This is a genomic window from Streptomyces sp. NPDC015125 (genome assembly GCF_043080045.1).
In the GTDB taxonomy this organism is placed as follows: Bacteria; Actinomycetota; Actinomycetes; order Streptomycetales; family Streptomycetaceae; genus Streptomyces.
This window is the reverse complement of the sequence record NZ_JBIBVF010000008.1, coordinates 1-16,754: the sequence shown is the minus strand read 5'-3', so window position 1 is coordinate 16,754 and position 16,754 is coordinate 1. Positions and strand designations below refer to the sequence as shown.

The following is a 16,754-nucleotide window of genomic DNA, read 5'->3' as shown; positions in this document are numbered from 1 at the left end:
TTGGTGTCCGGCGTCGTGGCCTGTCCGACGAGCGCCGGTCACCAAACGTACTGATGCGTTCACTCACTGTGACGTGGAGGGGGTTCAAACCCCACCTTCAGGTGGCGGGGTCGCACAACGGCGCCCCCGCCGCTCGGGGAGAGCGACGGGGGCGCGTGCGGGGCGGTGCGACCGGCGGGTCAGCGGCCCGCGCGGTTCACGGCGGAGACGACGGCCTTCAGCGAGGCGCGCGTGGTGTTCGCGTCGATGCCGATGCCCCACAGCACCTTGTCACCGATCGCACACTCGATGTACGAGGCGGCCAGCGAGGAGGCGCCCTCGCTCATGGTGTGCTCCTGGTAGTCGAGCAGCCGCGCGTCGACGCCGATGCCCTGCAGCGCCTGGAAGAACGCGGAGATCGGGCCGTTGCCGGTGCCGGTCAGCACGGTTTCCGCACCGTCCACCTCGGCTTCGACGGTGAGGGTGTCGATGCCGTCCTTGTCGGTGGTGGTCTGGCCGTTCCTGACCTGGATACGGCCCCACGGGTTCTCGGGGTTGGGCAGGTACTCGTCCTGGAAGGCGGACCAGATGGCGGTGGGCGTGATCTCGCCGCCCTCGGTGTCGGTCTTCTCCTGGATGATCCGGGAGAACTCGATCTGCATCCGCCGCGGCAGGTCCAGGTGGTGGTCGTTCTTCAGGACGTAGGCGATACCGCCCTTGCCGGACTGCGAGTTGACGCGGATGACCGCCTCGTAGGAGCGGCCGACGTCCTTGGGGTCGATGGGCAGGTACGGGACCGCCCACTCGATGTCGTCCACGGTCTTGCCGGCGGCGGTGGCCTCGGCCTCCATGGCGTCGAAGCCCTTCTTGATGGCGTCCTGGTGGGAGCCGGAGAAGGCGGTGTAGACCAGATCGCCCGCGTAGGGGTGGCGCGGGTGGATCTCCATCTGGTTGCAGTACTCGCTGGTTCGACGGATCTCGTCGATCTGCGAGAAGTCGATCTGCGGGTCGACGCCCTGGGAGAACAGGTTCATGCCCAGCGTCACCAGGTCGACATTGCCGGTGCGCTCGCCCTGGCCGAACAGGCAGCCCTCGATGCGGTCGGCGCCCGCCATGAGCGCCAGCTCGGCGGCGGCGACGGCGGTGCCCCGGTCGTTGTGCGGGTGCACGGACAGGCAGACGTGCTCGCGCCGGGACAGGTGGCGCGACATCCACTCGAAGCGGTCGGCGTGCGTGGACGGCGTCGAACGCTCCACGGTGGCGGGCAGGTTCAGGATGATCTCGCGGCCCTCTTCGGGCTGCCAGACGTCACAGACCGCCTCGCAGACCTCCAGCGCGAAGTCCAGCTCGGTGTCGGTGAAGATCTCCGGGCTGTACTGGTAGCCGAAGATCGTCTCGTCGCCGAGGATCTTGTCGGCGTACTCCATGACCAGCCGGGTGCCGTCCACGGCGATCTGCTTGACCTGCTCCTTCGAGCCGCGGAAGACGACCCGGCGGAAGGTGGGCGCGGTGGCGTTGTACAGGTGGACGGTGGCCCGGTGGGCGCCGCGCAGCGACTCCACGGTGCGCTCGATCAGCTCCTCGCGGGCCTGCGTCAGGACGGAGATCGTCACGTCCTCGGGGATCGCGCCCTCTTCGATGATGGAGCGGACGAAGGCGAAGTCGGTCTCACCGGAGGACGGGAAGCCGACCTCGATCTCCTTGTAGCCCATGCGTACCAGCAGATCGAACATCTCGCGCTTGCGGGCCGGCGACATCGGGTCGATCAGCGCCTGGTTGCCGTCCCGCAGGTCGGTCGAGAGCCAGCGGGGCGCGACGGTGATGCGGTTGTCGGGCCAGGTGCGGTCGGGGATGTCGACGGCTTCGTAGCGGCCGTACCTGTGGACCGGCATGCCCGAGGGCCGCTGCAGCTGCGTCGCGCTGGTGACCGGGGTGGGCCGGCCGACGGCATGGCCTGCGGGGCTCGACGGATTCGTCATGGTGCGTGGGGCTCCTCGTATGTCCGCTGGGGGTCCCCCTGCTCCTGGGGAGTCAGGGAGGGGCCGACGGGGCGAAAAGATCGCAACACCGAACTCCGCGGGGAGGGGGTCGGCCTACGACTACAGGCCCTCGCCGCGGCAGCTAAGGAGAAGCAGCCCGAAACGCATGATGCACAGCACCTTAGCCGAGGTCCGCCCTGCATGGCGGTCGCGTATCAGTATGCGGGACCGGGCGGACTTTGTTCCCCAAATGCGACCAACCACACTTTTTCGGGAATTTCGGCCGCAGGCAGTGACAGCGGCATTACACAGTGCCACCGTTTGTGCATGGACCTCAACGACGCGCAGTCAGATCCCGCCACCGGCCACACCCCCGTCTTCTGCACGATCATCCCGCCGCACATCCTCGACAACCTGGCGCAGTCCGACGACCCGGAGCGGCACGAGCCCGCCCGCCGCACCCTGGAGCACGACCACGCACGGCGCACCGAGCGCCGCGAGCTCGCCGCCCGCGGCGGGCTGACCCCGGGAGAGCCCGGCGCCGCCGCCGACAAGCCGAACCGCACCGTCTACGACGCCCGCCACCGGGAGGACCTGCCCGGTCACAAGGTGCACACGGAGGCGGACGGCCCCGTCAAGGACGCCTCCGTCAACCGCGCCCACGCCGGCCTCGGCGCCACCTTCGAGCTCTACCTCAAGATCTACGGCCGGAAGTCCATCGACGGCGCCGGCCTGCCGCTCAACGCGACCGTCCACTATGGCCGGAAGTACGACAACGCCTTCTGGGACGGCGAGCGGATGGTCTTCGGCGACGGCGACAACGACCTGTTCAAGGACTTCACCATCCCCGTCGACGTCATCGGCCACGAGCTCACCCACGGCGTCACCCAGTACACCGCCAACCTCACCTACGAGGGCCAGCCCGGCGCCCTCAACGAGTCCGTCTCCGATGTCTTCGGCGTGCTGATCAAGCAGTACGCCCTCGGCCACACCGCCGACCAGGCCGACTGGCTGATCGGCGCCGACCTCCTCGGCCCGAACGTCACCGGCAAGGCGCTGCGCTCGATGAAGGCCCCGGGCACCGCGTACGACGACGACGTCCTGGGCAAGGACCCGCAGCCCGCCACGATGAAGGGCTATGTCCGCACCACCGACGACAACGGCGGCGTCCACATCAACTCCGGGATCCCCAACCACGCCTTCTACCTGGCCGCCACCGCCCTCGGCGGCAAGGCCTGGGAGCGGGCGGGGCAGGTCTGGTACGACGTCCTGACCGGCGGCAAGCTCTCCAAGGACGCGCAGTTCGCCGACTTCGCCGCCCTCACCATCAAGGCCGCCCAGGCCCGCTACGGCGCCGGTGACGAGCACGAGGCGATGGTCAAGGCCTGGACACAGGTCGGTGTGACCCCGAAGTAGCCGGTGTGACCGCGAAGTAGCAGAGCCACGAGGTCCGCGGGGCGGGCGGCGCCGGCAGGCACGCCCGCCCCGCGCACGGTTAGCGTGGCCGTACGGGGTAGAAGTCCGTCGGAGGACGTCGGAGGAGTCGTTATGCGCATTCACGTTCATCGCACCGGCGGTTTCGCGGGTGTCGACCGCCGTGCCGAGGTCGACACCTCGGACCGCCCGGACGCCGAGGACTGGCAGGCACTGGCCAAGGACGCCGTCGCCACCGCCCGCACCGAGCCCCCCGTCGGAGTGCCGGACGGCTTCAGCTACCAGATCACGGTCGACGGCCGGACGGTGTACTGCTCCGATCCGCGGCTCACGGACGAGCAGCGGAAGCTGATCACCAAGGTGATGAAGGAAGGGGCCTAGCGGCCGCGGCGCCACCACACCCCCGCCCCCGCCGGGGTCGGCCGGCACAGCGCCCCAACTTCCCTTCCGCGCCTGCCCCTTGACACCGTTACCGCCGGTTACAAAGATCCGGGGGCATGACGAGCGAACCGGTGTCCGACGCGCTGCCCCGCTTCCCCCGTGACTTCGTGTGGGGGGTGTCCACGTCCGCCGCGCAGATCGAGGGAGCGGTGGGGGAAGACGGGCGGGGGCTCTCCGCATGGGATGTCTTCGCGGCCCGGGCCGGGCGGATCAAGGACGGGTCGGACGCCCGGGTGGCGACCGATCACTACCACCGGTACCGGGAGGACGTGGGGCTGCTCCGGGAGCTCGGGGTCGGGGCGTACCGGTTCTCGGTGGCCTGGCCGCGGGTGGTGCCGGACGGGGACGGGGCGGTCAACGGCGCGGGGCTGGACTTCTACGACCGGCTGGTGGACGCGTTGTTGGCGGCGGGGGTCGCACCGGTGCCGACGCTCTTCCATTGGGATACCCCGCAGGCGCTGGAAGAGCGCGGCGGCTGGCTCCGGCGGGAGACCGCCGAGCGTTTCGCGGCGTATGCGGATGTGGTGGCGGGGCGGCTCGGGGACCGGGTGGAGCGGTGGATCACGCTCAACGAGCCCGCCGAGGTGACCTTGCTGGGGTACGGGCTGGGGCAGCATGCACCGGGGCGGCAGCTGCTGTTCGAGGCGCTGCCGGCGGCGCACCACCAACTGCTGGGACACGGGCTGGCCGTGCAGGCGCTGCGGGCCCGCGGGGCGCGGAGCATCGGGATCGCCAACTCCCACGGTCCGACCTGGACGGCGAGCGCGTCGGAGGCGGACACCGCGGCGGCCGGCCTGTACGACCTGCTGCTCAACCGGCTGTTCGCGGAGCCGGTGCTGCTGGGGCGGTATCCGGACGAGGAGCTGGCGGCGCTGCTGCCGGGGCCGGTCGCGGAGGATCTGAAGGTCATCTCGCAGCCGTTGGACTGGTACGGCATCAACTACTACCAGCCGACGCTGGTGGGCGCCCCCGGGGCGGACGGTGCCGCGGCGGCCGACTTCGGCGGGATCCGGCTGCCGCCCGAACTGCCCTTTGCGCCCCGGGAGATCGAGGGGTACCCGCGGACCGACTTCGGGTGGCCGGTGGTGCCCGAGGCGCTGACCGAGCTGCTGGTGTCGTTCCGGGAGCGGTACGGGGACCGGCTGCCGCCCGTCGTGATCACCGAGAACGGGTGCGCGTACGAGGGGACCGAGGACCGGGAACGGATCGCGTTCCTGGACGGCCATCTGCGGGCGCTGCATGCGGCGATGGCGGCCGGCGTCGATGTCCGCGGGTACTTCGTGTGGTCGCTGCTGGACAACTTCGAGTGGGCGGAGGGGTACGCCCGGCGGTTCGGACTGGTGCACGTGGACTACACGACCCTGGAGCGGACGCCCAAGGCCTCGTACCACTGGCTGCGAGACGTGTTGCGGGAGCAGGCCCGGGGATGAGCGGCCCGGCTCCCGAGGCGCTTGCGGAGCCGTCACAACGGGCCGGGCGGGCGTGGACCGCCGCGCTGTCGCTGGCCAACGGGGCGATCTGGGTCGGGTGGTACGGGCCGCTGCAGATCCTGCTGGCGCTGCAGGCCGCGCAGCTCGCACCGCCGGGGACGCCGAAGGAGTCGGTGCTGGCGTGGGTGACCGGGGCGGGGGCCGTGGTCTCGATGGTCTCCAACCCGCTGTTCGGGGCGCTGTCGGACCGTACGGCCTCGCGGTTCGGGCGGCGTACGCCGTGGATCGCCGCGGGGGTCGTGGGCGGGGCCGGTGCGCTCGTCCTGCTGGCCGGGGCGGGCACGGTGCCGGTGATGGTGCTGGGGTGGTGTCTGGTGCAGCTCACCCTCAATGCGGCCTTCGCGGCGATCACCGCGGCGGTGCCCGACCGGGTGCCGCGCCGGCAGCGCGGGGCGGTGGGCGGCTGGCTGGGTGCCGCGCAGGTCCTGGGCGTGGTGGCCGGTACGGGCCTGGCGACGGCCGCGGGAGGAGTGGCCGCGGGTGGAGTGGCCGCGGGCTATCTGGCCTGCGCCGGTTTCGTGGTGCTGGGCACCCTCCCGTATGTGCTGCTGCTCCGGGACCCGGTGCTGCCGGCCGGGCGGCGTCCGGCGCTGAGCGTGCGGGCGCTGGCCGCCGGGTTCTGGATCAGTCCGCGCCGCCATCCCGATCTGGGGTGGGCCTGGCTGACCCGGTTCCTGATCAACCTGGGCAACGCGCTGGCCCTGCTCTACCTGCTGTACTACCTGCGCGATGTGCTGCACCGGCCGGACCCGGGCGGCGGGGTGCTGGTGCTGACCGCGGTCAATGGCGTGACCTTGCTGGGCACGGTCGTGATCGGCGGCAGCTGGTCGGACCGGGCCGGGCGGCGGCAGCCGTTCGTGCTGTGGGCCGGGGTGATCATGACGGTGGCGACCGGACTGCTGGCCGGATGGCAGACCTGGCCGGGTGCGCTGTGTGCCGCGGCGCTGCTCGGGGTGGGGTTCGGCGTCTTCACCTCCGTCGACTTCGCGCTGATGACGCAGGTACTGCCGGCCGCCGCGCACCGCGGCAAGGACATGGGCGTCATCAATATCGCCAACGCGCTGCCGCAGGTGGCCGCCCCCGCACTGGCCGCGCCGATCGTCCATCACCTGGGCGGCTACCGGATGCTGTACGCCGTCGCGGCGGCGGTCGGGCTGGTGGGGGCGCTGCTGGTGCGACGGATCCGGGGCGTGGCGTAGGAGGCGTGGTGTGAGAGGCGCTCCGGCACACCCCGGGCGCGCGGGAGCCGTGAGCCGGGCCGGGCCGGACCGGACCCAGAGACCGGAGCGGGGCTCAGAAGCCCAGTTTGCGCAACTGCTTCGGGTCGCGCTGCCAGTCCTTGGCGACCTTGACGTGCAGATCCAGGAAGACCGGCGTGCCGAGCAGTGCCTCGATGTGCTTACGGGACTTCGAGCCGACCTCCTTCAGGCGCTTGCCCTTGGGGCCGATGATGATCCCCTTCTGGCTGGGGCGCTCGATGTAGACATTCGCGTGGATGTCGAGGAGGGGCTTGTCGGCGGGGCGGTCCTCGCGCGGGAGCATCTCCTCGACGACCACCGCGATGGAGTGCGGCAGCTCGTCACGGACGCCCTCCAGCGCGGCCTCGCGGATCAGCTCGGCGACCATGACCTGCTCGGGCTCGTCGGTGAGATCGCCCTCGGGGTAGAGCGGCGGGCTCTCCGGGAGCATCGGCACGAGCAGGTCCGCGAGCAGCGCCACCTGGGTGTCCCCGACCGCCGAGACCGGGATGATCTCGGCCCACTCGATGCCCAGCTCCTTGCCGAGCTGGTCGATGGCGATCAGCTGGGCGGCCAGCGCCTTGGAGTCGACCAGGTCGGTCTTGGTGACGATGGCGACCTTGGGGGTCTTCTTGATGCCGGCCAGTTCGGTCGCGATATAGCGGTCACCGGGGCCGAGCTTCTGGTCGGCGGGCAGACAGAAGCCGATGACATCGACCTCGGACCAGGTGGTGCGGACCACGTCGTTCAGCCGCTCGCCGAGCAGCGTGCGCGGCTTGTGCAGACCAGGGGTGTCGACGAGGACCAGCTGCGCCTCGGGGCGGTGCACGATGCCGCGGACCGTGTGGCGGGTGGTCTGCGGGCGGTTGGAGGTGATGGCCACCTTCGTACCGACGAGAGCGTTCGTCAGGGTGGACTTGCCCGCGTTGGGGCGGCCGACGAAGCAGGCGAAGCCCGCGCGGTGCGCGGCGGAGGACTCTGTACGAACGCTCATGGCGCCCATTCTCCCCGATCCCGGGCGCGGCTCCGACCAACCGGCGGCAGCGCCCGGTACGGGGCGGCCGCAGCGCCCGCGGTACGGGCGGCCCGCCGCAGCCGGTGGGCCGCCCCGAGCGCCGTCCGTACGACGCCCGTGCGGCTCTCCCCGACCACGCCCGTACAGCCCTCCCGTACCAGGTCCGTACGGCTCCCGCGCTCAGGCCGGTACGTCGCCCGCCGGGACGGTGCTGCGCAGGGTGCCGTCGGGGCCGGCGACCAGGACGGGCGTCGCGGGCCCGCCGAGGTCCCGTACGGCCGCACGGTCCGCGTCGGCGGCGCGCTCGGCGTCGGTGACCACGGCCGCGGCCTCCAGGGACGTGGCCCCGCTGGCGACGGCCATCGCCACGGCCGTCTGCAGCGCGCTGAGCTGCAGCGAGTCCAGGGCGACGGTGCCGGCGACATAGGTGCGGCCGGTCTCGTCGCGGACGGCGGCACCCTCGGGCACGCCGTTACGGGCCCGCGCCGAGCGGGCAAGCGTGATGATCTTGCGGTCTTCCGGGTCCAGCGGTGCGGCTTCGCTCATACCGGCGAGCATATGCGGGGCGCCGGACGGCGGCGGGAAAGGGGGCGGCCCCCCACTCACGCGACATGGCTGGGCGCGAACTTGCGCCCCGTATCCGCCAGACCGACCAGGCTGACCGTGGTCAGGGCTCCACACACTCGGGGGAATTGTCCTGACACCAGCCGCCGGGCGGATGGCTCATCTCGTCATAGCCCTGGACGAGGCCGACGATCACGACGAGCGAAAAGGCAAGACAGGCGAAAATTCCCACCCAAAAGGCAATTTTTGTGCCCTTGTGTCGGTCGATGGCGGCGAGACATCCTTTCCGCAACGGAGACGCAGACCGTTTTGAGTGATGCGGATCCCGCGATCCTGCCTGCGCGGCCGGGGCCCGGCCGGCGCCCGCCTCCGTTCCCTTCGGCCCGTATCACCGCGCCGCGGGCCGAAGGGAACGGAAGGGAACCGAAGGGAGAGATGGCTGCCCCGGTCCCCCGCTCCGGGGCAGCCTGCGCGGCGAGATCTCTGTGACGATTTCCCTCACGCACGACGGCCGCACTCCCAGCGACCGCCTGAAGATCTTTCCATGAGGCACACGGCGGAATCCAGCCCCACCGGAAATGGCTTGCAGAACATTTCCGGTGCACTGGAGATAAGTAGCCTTGTGGGGTTCGGCGGCGGGAATTATTCCCCACTGAACTCCACAAGGAATTACGCGGCGAATTCCGTATGCGTTCAGCCGGCGGAGCGGCCGCCCGCCCAGGGCCCCCCGGACGCGCTCGCCCCCTCGGGACGCACCGGCTCGCAGACCACCGTGATGATCTTGTTGCGGCGGCCGGCCGGGGATTCCGCGGTCAGCCGGAGCGCCTTCAGGCCCGGGTCGGACGCGTCCTCGGAGAGGTCCACCTCGGCGGTGGCGCCGGCGATGGGGACCCGGCCGAGGAGCTTGGCGAGCAGTCCGCCGACCGTTTCGACGTCCTCGTCGTCCAGCTCGGCCAGGCCGTACAGCTCGCCGAGGTCGCCGATGTCCAGCCGGGCGGTGACGCGATAGCGGCCGTCGCCGAGGTCCTCGACGGGCGGCAGTTCCCGGTCGTATTCGTCGGTGATCTCGCCGACGATCTCTTCCAGGATGTCCTCGATGGTGACAATGCCGGCGGTGCCGCCGTATTCGTCGATGACCACCGCGACATGATTGCGGTCCTGCTGCATTTCGCGCAGCAGATCACCGGCATTCTTGGTGTCGGGGACGAAGACGGCGGGGCGCATGGCCGTGGAGACCAGTTCGTTCTCGGCGTCGCGGCTGATGTGGACCTTGCGGGCGAGGTCCTTGAGGTAGACCACGCCGACGACATCGTCCTCGTTCTCGCCGGTCACCGGGATGCGCGAGAAGCCGGAGCGCAGGGCCAGGGTGAGCGCCTGGCGGATGGTCTTGAAGCGCTCGACGGCGACCAGGTCCGTGCGCGGCACCATCACCTCGCGGACGAGGGTGTCACCGAGCTGGAAGACGGAGTGCACCATCCGGCGCTCCTCGTCCTCGATCAGTGACTCCTTCTCCGCGAGGTCGACCAGCGAGCGCAGCTCGGCCTCGGAGGCGAACGGGCCCTTTCGGAAGCCCTTGCCCGGGGTGAGCGCGTTGCCGAGGAGGATCAGCAGCTGCGGGACGGGGCCCATGATGCGGGCCAGCGGCAGCAGCACATAGGCGGCGGCGGTCGCGGTGTTCAGCGGATGCTGGCGGCCGATGGTCCGCGGCGAGACGCCGACGGCGACATAGGAGACCAGCACCATCACGGCGATGGCGACGGTCAGCGCCTGCCACGTCTTGTCGAAGGAGCGCAGAGTGGCGTAGGTGACCAGGACACCGGCGGCCATCTCGCAGCCGACCCGCACCAGCAGGGCGACATTGAGATAGCGGGTGGGGTCGGCGGCGACCGCGGCGAGCTTGGCGCTGCCGCGGCGGCCGGAGCGGACGGCTTCCTCGGCCCGGAAGCTGGTCGTACGGGCCAGACCGGCCTCCGCGCAGGCGGCGAGCCAGGCGATCACGACGAGCAGGACCGCGACCGCGATCAGCTGGGTGGTCATCGGGCGTCCCGTCAGGTCACGGTGGGGGCCGGCGAGGGGCCGGTCAGGCCCTGCTCGGTGCGCCAGCCGTCGATGATCGCCGCCTGCAGGCCGAACATCTCGGCCTTCTCGTCCGGCTCTTCGTGGTCGTAACCGAGGAGGTGGAGCACGCCGTGGACGGTGAGCAGCTGGAGCTCCTCGTCCATGCTGTGCCCGGTCGGGGCCTCCTCGCCCTGCTTCTTGGCGACCTCGGGGCACAGCACGATGTCACCGAGGAGCCCCTGCGGGGGCTCCTCGTCGTCCTTCGCCGGCGGACGCAGCTCGTCCATCGGGAAGGACATGACATCGGTCGGCCCCGGCAGGTCCATCCACTGGAGATGGAGCTGCTCCATGGCCTCGGCGTCCACGACGATCACGGACAGCTCGGAGAGCGGGTGGATACGCATCCGGGCGACGGCGTAGCGGGCGACATCCAGGATGGCCTGCTCGTCGACGGCCGTGCCGGACTCGTTGTTGACGTCGATCGACATGAGGGAGTGGGGTCTCACTTCTGTGCTGTGTGCCGGGCACGGGCCGGCCGGTGGTCCCGGCCGGCCTGCGCTCACTTGCCGTTGCGGCTGTCGTACTTCTCGTAGGCGTCGACGATACGGCCGACCAGCTTGTGGCGGACCACGTCCTGGCTGGTGAGCAGCGAGAAATGCACATCGTCGACGCCGTCCAGGATGTCCCGGACCTGGCGCAGACCGCTCTTCGTGCCGCCGGGGAGGTCGACCTGGGTGACATCGCCGGTGATCACGATCTTCGATTCGAAGCCGAGACGGGTGAGGAACATCTTCATCTGCTCGGGGTTCGTGTTCTGCGCCTCGTCGAGGATGATGAACGCGTCATTGAGCGTTCTGCCGCGCATATACGCCAGCGGAGCGACCTCGATCGTGCCCGCGGCCATCAGGCGCGGGATGGAGTCGGGGTCGAGCATGTCGTGCAGCGCGTCGTAGAGCGGGCGCAGATACGGGTCGATCTTCTCGTAGAGGGTGCCGGGCAGGAAGCCCAGCCGCTCGCCGGCCTCGACCGCGGGGCGGGTCAGGATGATGCGGTTGACCTGCTTCGCCTGCAGCGCCTGCACGGCCTTCGCCATCGCGAGGTAGGTCTTGCCGGTGCCGGCCGGCCCGATACCGAAGACCACGGTGTGCTCGTCGATGGCATCGACATAGCGCTTCTGGTTGAGGGTCTTGGGCCGGATCGTGCGGCCGCGGTTGGACAGGATGTTCTGGGTGAGCACCTCGGCGGGTGTCTCACTCACCGCTCCCTCGCCGTCCTCCGCCGCGCGCAGCATGGCGATGGAGCGTTCCACTGCGTCCTCCGTCATCGGTTGTCCGGTGCGGAGCACCAGCATCATCTCGTCGAAAAGGCGCTGGACGAGGGCGACCTCGGCGGCGTCGCCGACAGCGCTGACTTCGTTGCCCCGGACATGGATGTCGGTCGCCGGGAAGGCTTTTTCGATCACGCGCAGAAGGGAGTCTCCGGATCCCAGGACCGTGACCATCGGGTGTTTGGCCGGGACGGTGAACTGGGCGCGCGCCTGCGGTTGCGTGGGTGTCTGCGTCATGGGGCGGCTCGGTGGCCTGCTCAACCCCCATCCTTTGCTCGTATGAGGTGCCTGCCTGCACTCGACCTGCACTCGACTCCTTGGGATACAAGAGTACGACGGGGCACTGACAAGCCCGAGGGCTTTTCCTGCCGGGGGTGACCGGGACGAGCCCGGCCCGGGGCCGCCGCGGGTGACCGGGGCGAGCCCGGCCCGGGGCCGCTCAAGCCGGGCGGCGGAAGCCGATCGTGGGGACGGCGCGGGCCAGCGGGGCGGGCCGGTAGGCCGCGGGCAGCACCTCGTCCAGGAAGGCGTACTGGCGGCGCAGCGCGCCCGGTGCGCCCGCCTCGTAGGCGCGCACCTGCTGCCACCAGCCGGCGATCTCGGCCCATCCCGGTGCGGACAGCGAGCCGCCGAATTCCTGTACGGACAGCGCGGCGCTCAGCCCCGCGAAGGCGAGCCGGTCGGCGAGCGGCCAGTCGGCGAGGGTGCCGGTGACGAATCCGGCGACGAAGACATCGCCGGCGCCCGTGGGGTCCAGCGCCTCCACGGCGATGGCGGGCACCTCGGCGCTCTCGCCGGTCCGTCCGTCCACCGCGCAGGCGCCCTCGGCGCCCAGCGTGACCACCGCCAGCGGCACCCGGTCGGCGAGCTTGCGGGCGGCGTCGCGCGGGCAGTCCGTGCGGGTGTAGCGCATCGCCTCCTCGGCGTTGGGCAGGAACGCCTCGCAGTGTTCGAGGTCGGCGAGGTCGGCCGGGTCCCAGCGGCCGGTGTCGTCCCAGCCCACGTCCGCGAAGATGCGGCTGCCGCGGCCGGCCGCACAGCCCAGCCAGCCCTCCCGGCGGCCCGGCACCAGCGAGGCGACGCAGGCGCGGGACGGCGGCGGGCAGCCCGGGGCGTGCTTGCCGTCGAAGGCGAAGTCGGGCGGCGGCGCCTCGTGGCCGTGCGAGACCATCGTGCGCTCGCCCTCGTACGCCATGGAGACGGTGACCGGGGAGTGCCAGCCGGGGACGGTGCGGGACAGCGCCAGGTCGATGCCCTCACCCTGTTCGAGCGCCTCCCAGCAGTACTCGCCGTAGTGGTCGTCGCCGAACGCGGCGGCGAGGGAGGTGCGCAGGCCGAGCCGGGCCAGCGCGGTGGCCATGTTGGCGACGCCGCCGGGGCTGGAGCCCATGCCGCGGGCCCACGACTCGGTGCCGCGGACGGGGGCGCTGTCCAGGCCGGTGAAGATGATGTCCAGGAAGACGGTGCCGGTGAGATAGACGTCGGTGTGCGGATCGCCGTCGGCGCGCACTGCGGCCAGCGGATCGAGGGCCGGTGGCACTGCGGCCGGTCCCGCGGGCAAAAGGTCATCGCGTCGGCTGCTCACCGTGCTCGCTCCTCTCGTATCGGCACGTGCCGCCAGTGTGCCTGATGCTGGGGTACGTTCCGCCCCATGAGGCTGACGATTCTGGGCGGGGGCGGCTTCCGGGTGCCGCTGGTCTACCGCGCGCTGCTGGACGACCCGGCGCACTCCGTCTCCGAGGTGGTGCTGCACGACACCGATCCGCGCCGGGTGGCGGTGATCGCCGAGGTGCTGACGCGGCTGGCGCAGGGGCATCCGGCGCCGGTGCCCGTACGGGTCGCGGAGGGTCTGGACGAGGCGCTGGCCGGCGCCGGCTTCGTCTTCTCGGCGATCCGGGTGGGCGGTACGGCGGGGCGGATACGGGACGAGCGGATCCCGCTGTCCGAAGGGGTGCTCGGCCAGGAGACGGTGGGCGCGGGCGGTGTCCTCTACGGGCTGCGGACGGTCCCGGTGGCCCTGCACATCGCGGAGCGGGTCGCGGCGCTCGCCCCGGAAGCGTGGGTCATCAACTTCACCAACCCCGCGGGCACGGTCACCGAGGCGATGTCCCAGGTGCTCGGCGACCGCGTCATCGGGATCTGTGATTCGCCGGTGGGGCTGGTGCGCCGGGCGGCACGGGCGGCCGGCGTGGACCCGGCGGCCTTCGACGGGACCGGCCGGGTCGGCTACGACTACGTGGGGCTCAACCACCTCGGCTGGCTGCGGTCGTTGACGCTGGACGGCAACGAGCTGCTGCCGGGGCTGCTCGCCGACGACGCCGCGCTGGGCTCCTTCGAGGAGGGCCGGCTCTTCGGCGCCGAGTGGCTGCGGACCCTGGGCGCGCTGCCCAACGAGTATCTGCACTACTACTACTTCCGCCGCGAGACCCTCGGCTCCGTACGGGAGACCACCGAGACCCGCGGCGAATTCCTCGATCAGCAGCAGGGCGGCTTCTTCGAGCGTGCCGCGTCGGCCGGCGGCCCCAAGGGGGCGTACGAGCTGTGGGAGCGCACCCGGCTGGAGCGCGAGGAGACGTATATGGCGCACAGCAGGGAGGCCAGTGGCGGCTGGCAGCGCGACAGCCACGACCTGGAGGGCGGTGGCTACGACCGGGTGGCGCTGGCGTTGATGCACGCCATCGTGGGCGACAGCGGGACCCGGCTGATCCTCAACGTCCGCAACGGGACCACGGTGCCGCAGCTGGCGCCGGACGCGATCGTGGAGACGGTGTGCGAGGTGACGTCGCAGGGCGCCGGGCCGCTGCCCTGCGCGCCGCTGCGCGAGGACCAGTTGGGGCTGATGCTGCAGGTCAAGGCGGTGGAGCGGGCGACGGTGGAGGCGGCGGTCTACAAGGACAGGGACGCCGCGCTGCGGGCGCTGGCGCTGCATCCGCTGGTGGACTCCCCCGCGGTGGCCGCCCGCATCCTGGAACGGGCGGCCGAAGAGGCCCGAAGAGACGCGGCGTGAGGAGGCGTGAAGGCGCGGATGCGTGGGAGTGCGTGAGGGGTGAGGGGTGAGGGGTGAGGGGTGAGGGTACGGAACACCCTCGGCGCCGTCGGAATCGACTGCTTCGATGTGGCGGCGCAGCGCCGTCGTTGCAGTCCGCGATCTCCATCGGGGCCGAACCGCCCGGCGCGGAGCTGTTTTTGACGTAGCAAAAACAACGTCTGCAGGGCGAGGTCCAGGACCTCGGCGAGGCTGTCCAGCTCGGCGCCGGTGATGACCAGCGGCGGGTGAATGTTGATCACATCGGGCGCCATGCCGGTCGAAGCCACCAGCACGCCCAGCTCCGGGTGGACGGTGGTGCACAACTGCCGCAGCCGGGGCGCGTGCGGCCCGGTCAGTACGATGCGCGCGGTGCCGCCGGTGGCGTCGACCCGATCGATCACCGAGGGCCGGCGCTCCGCCAGTTCCGCCAGCCGTTCGCGCATCTCCCGCTCGAGCACGGCGACATCGGACTCGACGTCCTTCCATGCCTCCCAACGGTCGAGCACGGTATCGACCACGGCGAGCGCCTGCGGGATACCGATGTAGGTCGACGAGTGGCTACCAGGCGCGTAGTTGTCGGGGGCGGCCAACGGCTCCCGCGCCCAGACCGCGCTCAATGCCGCGCCGCCGTTGCTCAGGCCCTTGCTGGTCACCACCACATCGGGCTCGACGCCCATCAGCTGGAAGCCCCAGCGGGGGCCGACCCGGTGCATTCCGGTGAAGATCTCGTCCGCGATGACCACCGCACCGTGGCTGCGCGCGTGCTCCACCGCGGCCCTGAGCAAGGTCGGATCGGGAACCACCATGCCGCCCACGTTCTGCACGGCCTCGAAGACGAACGCCGAGACCTTGCGCCGGAAGCCGTTCCCGCCGACGCCGGACAGCTCGGAACCCCAGCGTGACACCGCGCTGACACATCCGGTGCCGCACCCGGCCGACGCGGCAGAGTGCGGGCAGGTCCGGCAGTCCGGACTGGGCAGCCGGACGACCTCCAGGCCCCAGGCGGCCAGCAGTTCGCGGTAGCGGGGGCTGGAGCTGAGCATGCTGGTCACCCCGGAGCGGCCGTGGAAGGCGCCCTCGAAGACGACCACCGTGCCGGGCCCGTTGTTGCTGAAGGCGATGCGCAGTGCGGTCTCCATGCCCTGTGCGCCGCCGAGATCCAGCTCGACCCGGCCGGGCACCTGGATGACGTCGGAGAAGAGCCGTTCGAGCCGCTCAAGGACACGCAGGCGCAGCGACGACTCGCAGAACGACGGCAGCGCGGGCAGCTCAAGGCAGCGGCGCGCCGCCTCCTGCAGGATCGAGCTGTCGTATCCCCAGGCCACCGTGCCGTTCGCCGCCTCCGCGTCGAGGTAGCGGCGGCCGTCCTCGGCCTCCAGGAAGCAGCCCGCACCGCGCACGAAGCGGGGTACCGCCGCGGCTCGGTAGATCAGGTTGCCCGCACCGGCGAACGGCGGTACCAGCGGGCCGGCCTGTGTCGTGTCCATCAGCTCAGACATGTATCGACCTCCCGTTAGAACGGCAGCCCCTCCTCGGCGTCCGGGTGCCGGGCCGTGGGCGAGGATGTGGCCAGAATCGGCGCGGCTCCGTACTCGTTGCACTCGGTCCGGCCGGTCAGCACGGCGAGCACGTCCCAGCGGGCCGGACCGTCCGGCAGCGGTGCGTGTCCGAGCGTGGCGGGCCACCGCTCGACCCGCTCCCGGTCCCCGTCCGGCCTGGCCGGTTCGGCCCACGGGTCGGTGCCGTCGGTGAGCCGCCCCAGGGCTGCGGCCAGGTCGAGGTCGTGCGCTGGGTGTCGGTTTTCAGGACAGGCACCGTTCGGCCTCCTTCGCGGTCGGGTTCTCGCCGGGTGCGGCGGACTCCCAGGCGGCGGCCGACGACGTGGGCAGCAGGGGCACCACGCCCGGTTCGTTGCACTCGATCCAGCCGGTGACCACCGACAGCACGTCCCAGCGGGCACTGCCGTACGGGAGCGGAGTGCGGGCCAACTCCGCCAGCCAGGCCCCGATGTGCTCCGGTGCGGCCGCGGTCGTGGCCAGTTCGGCCCAGGCATCGGTGCCGCGCTCCAGACGGCGCAGGGACAGGCCCGGGTCCAGGTCGTGCTGCGGGATGTCGGCCTCCAGCTGCGGCAGCAGATCGTGCGCGGGGCCGCTGCCGGGCGCGGGCGGCTGCCCGGGGCCGTCCGAGGTGAGCGCCTGGCG

13 protein-coding genes and 1 pseudogene are annotated in these 16,754 nt (G+C 71.3%); 5 read left to right on the top strand and 9 right to left on the bottom strand.

All coding sequences use genetic code 11. From position 1 onward, the window contains the following. Positions 1-179 precede the first annotated feature (179 nt). Positions 180-1,958: a 2-isopropylmalate synthase gene (leuA, locus tag ACF088_RS19070; protein WP_392376942.1), complete on the bottom strand. Its 1,779-nt coding sequence runs from the start codon at positions 1,956-1,958 to the stop codon at positions 180-182. 327 nt (positions 1,959-2,285) lie between these two features. Between leuA and ACF088_RS19065 the strand changes: the two genes are divergently transcribed. The 4 genes from ACF088_RS19065 (at position 2,286) to ACF088_RS19050 (ending at position 6,522) form a co-directional block, all read left to right on the top strand. Further along, positions 2,286-3,374 (top strand): M4 family metallopeptidase, encoded by a 1,089-nt coding sequence (locus ACF088_RS19065; RefSeq protein WP_392376941.1) that lies wholly within the window; start codon positions 2,286-2,288, stop codon positions 3,372-3,374. Between the two features lie 132 nt (positions 3,375-3,506). Continuing rightward, entirely contained in the window at positions 3,507-3,773 is a 267-nt protein-coding gene (locus ACF088_RS19060) for a protealysin inhibitor emfourin (protein ID WP_392376940.1), read from the top strand. Positions 3,774-3,889: 116 nt separating this feature from the next. Next, positions 3,890-5,263 (top strand): GH1 family beta-glucosidase, encoded by a 1,374-nt coding sequence (locus tag ACF088_RS19055; protein ID WP_392376939.1) that lies wholly within the window; start codon positions 3,890-3,892, stop codon positions 5,261-5,263. Then, a complete protein-coding gene (locus tag ACF088_RS19050) occupies positions 5,260-6,522 on the top strand; it encodes an MFS transporter (RefSeq protein ID WP_392376938.1) in 1,263 nt (420 codons plus the stop codon). The genes ACF088_RS19055 and ACF088_RS19050 overlap by 4 nt, the downstream gene beginning before the upstream one ends. A gap of 94 nt (positions 6,523-6,616) precedes the next feature. Here ACF088_RS19050 and era read toward each other — a convergent pair whose 3' ends face one another. The 6 genes from era to ACF088_RS19020 all read right to left on the bottom strand — a co-directional run bounded on the left by era (position 6,617) and on the right by ACF088_RS19020 (position 13,110). Continuing rightward, on the bottom strand, positions 6,617-7,564 hold the full coding sequence (gene era / locus ACF088_RS19045) for a GTPase Era (protein WP_392376937.1): 948 nt from the start codon (positions 7,562-7,564) through the stop codon (positions 6,617-6,619). A gap of 192 nt (positions 7,565-7,756) precedes the next feature. Continuing rightward, complete coding sequence (locus tag ACF088_RS19040) at positions 7,757-8,122, bottom strand: cytidine deaminase (protein ID WP_392376936.1); 366 nt, start codon at positions 8,120-8,122, stop codon at positions 7,757-7,759. Positions 8,123-8,833: 711 nt separating this feature from the next. Next, a complete protein-coding gene (locus ACF088_RS19035) occupies positions 8,834-10,177 on the bottom strand; it encodes a hemolysin family protein (protein WP_392376935.1) in 1,344 nt (447 codons plus the stop codon). A gap of 11 nt (positions 10,178-10,188) precedes the next feature. After that, positions 10,189-10,686 carry an rRNA maturation RNase YbeY gene (gene ybeY / locus ACF088_RS19030; protein ID WP_088797596.1) on the bottom strand — a complete coding sequence of 166 codons (498 nt, stop codon included), beginning with the start codon at positions 10,684-10,686 and terminating at the stop codon, positions 10,189-10,191. 71 nt (positions 10,687-10,757) lie between these two features. Then, the gene (locus ACF088_RS19025; protein WP_159480811.1) at positions 10,758-11,762 is read right to left on the bottom strand and encodes a PhoH family protein; all 1,005 of its coding nucleotides are present in this window, start codon (positions 11,760-11,762) and stop codon (positions 10,758-10,760) included. 202 nt (positions 11,763-11,964) lie between these two features. Then, a complete protein-coding gene (locus ACF088_RS19020; RefSeq protein WP_392376934.1) occupies positions 11,965-13,110 on the bottom strand; it encodes a carbohydrate kinase family protein in 1,146 nt (381 codons plus the stop codon). 66 nt (positions 13,111-13,176) lie between these two features. Between ACF088_RS19020 and ACF088_RS19015 the strand changes: the two genes are divergently transcribed. Continuing rightward, complete coding sequence (locus ACF088_RS19015) at positions 13,177-14,532, top strand: 6-phospho-beta-glucosidase (RefSeq protein ID WP_392376933.1); 1,356 nt, start codon at positions 13,177-13,179, stop codon at positions 14,530-14,532. Between the two features lie 218 nt (positions 14,533-14,750). On the opposite strand, the pseudogene ACF088_RS19010 reads toward ACF088_RS19015, so the two are convergent. Beyond that, positions 14,751-16,040: pseudogene (locus ACF088_RS19010) on the bottom strand (aminotransferase class III-fold pyridoxal phosphate-dependent enzyme); the annotation flags it as partial. 315 nt (positions 16,041-16,355) lie between these two features. Then, positions 16,356-16,754: hypothetical protein (locus ACF088_RS19005; protein ID WP_392376932.1), on the bottom strand; the 399-nt coding region annotated here is incomplete at its 5' end.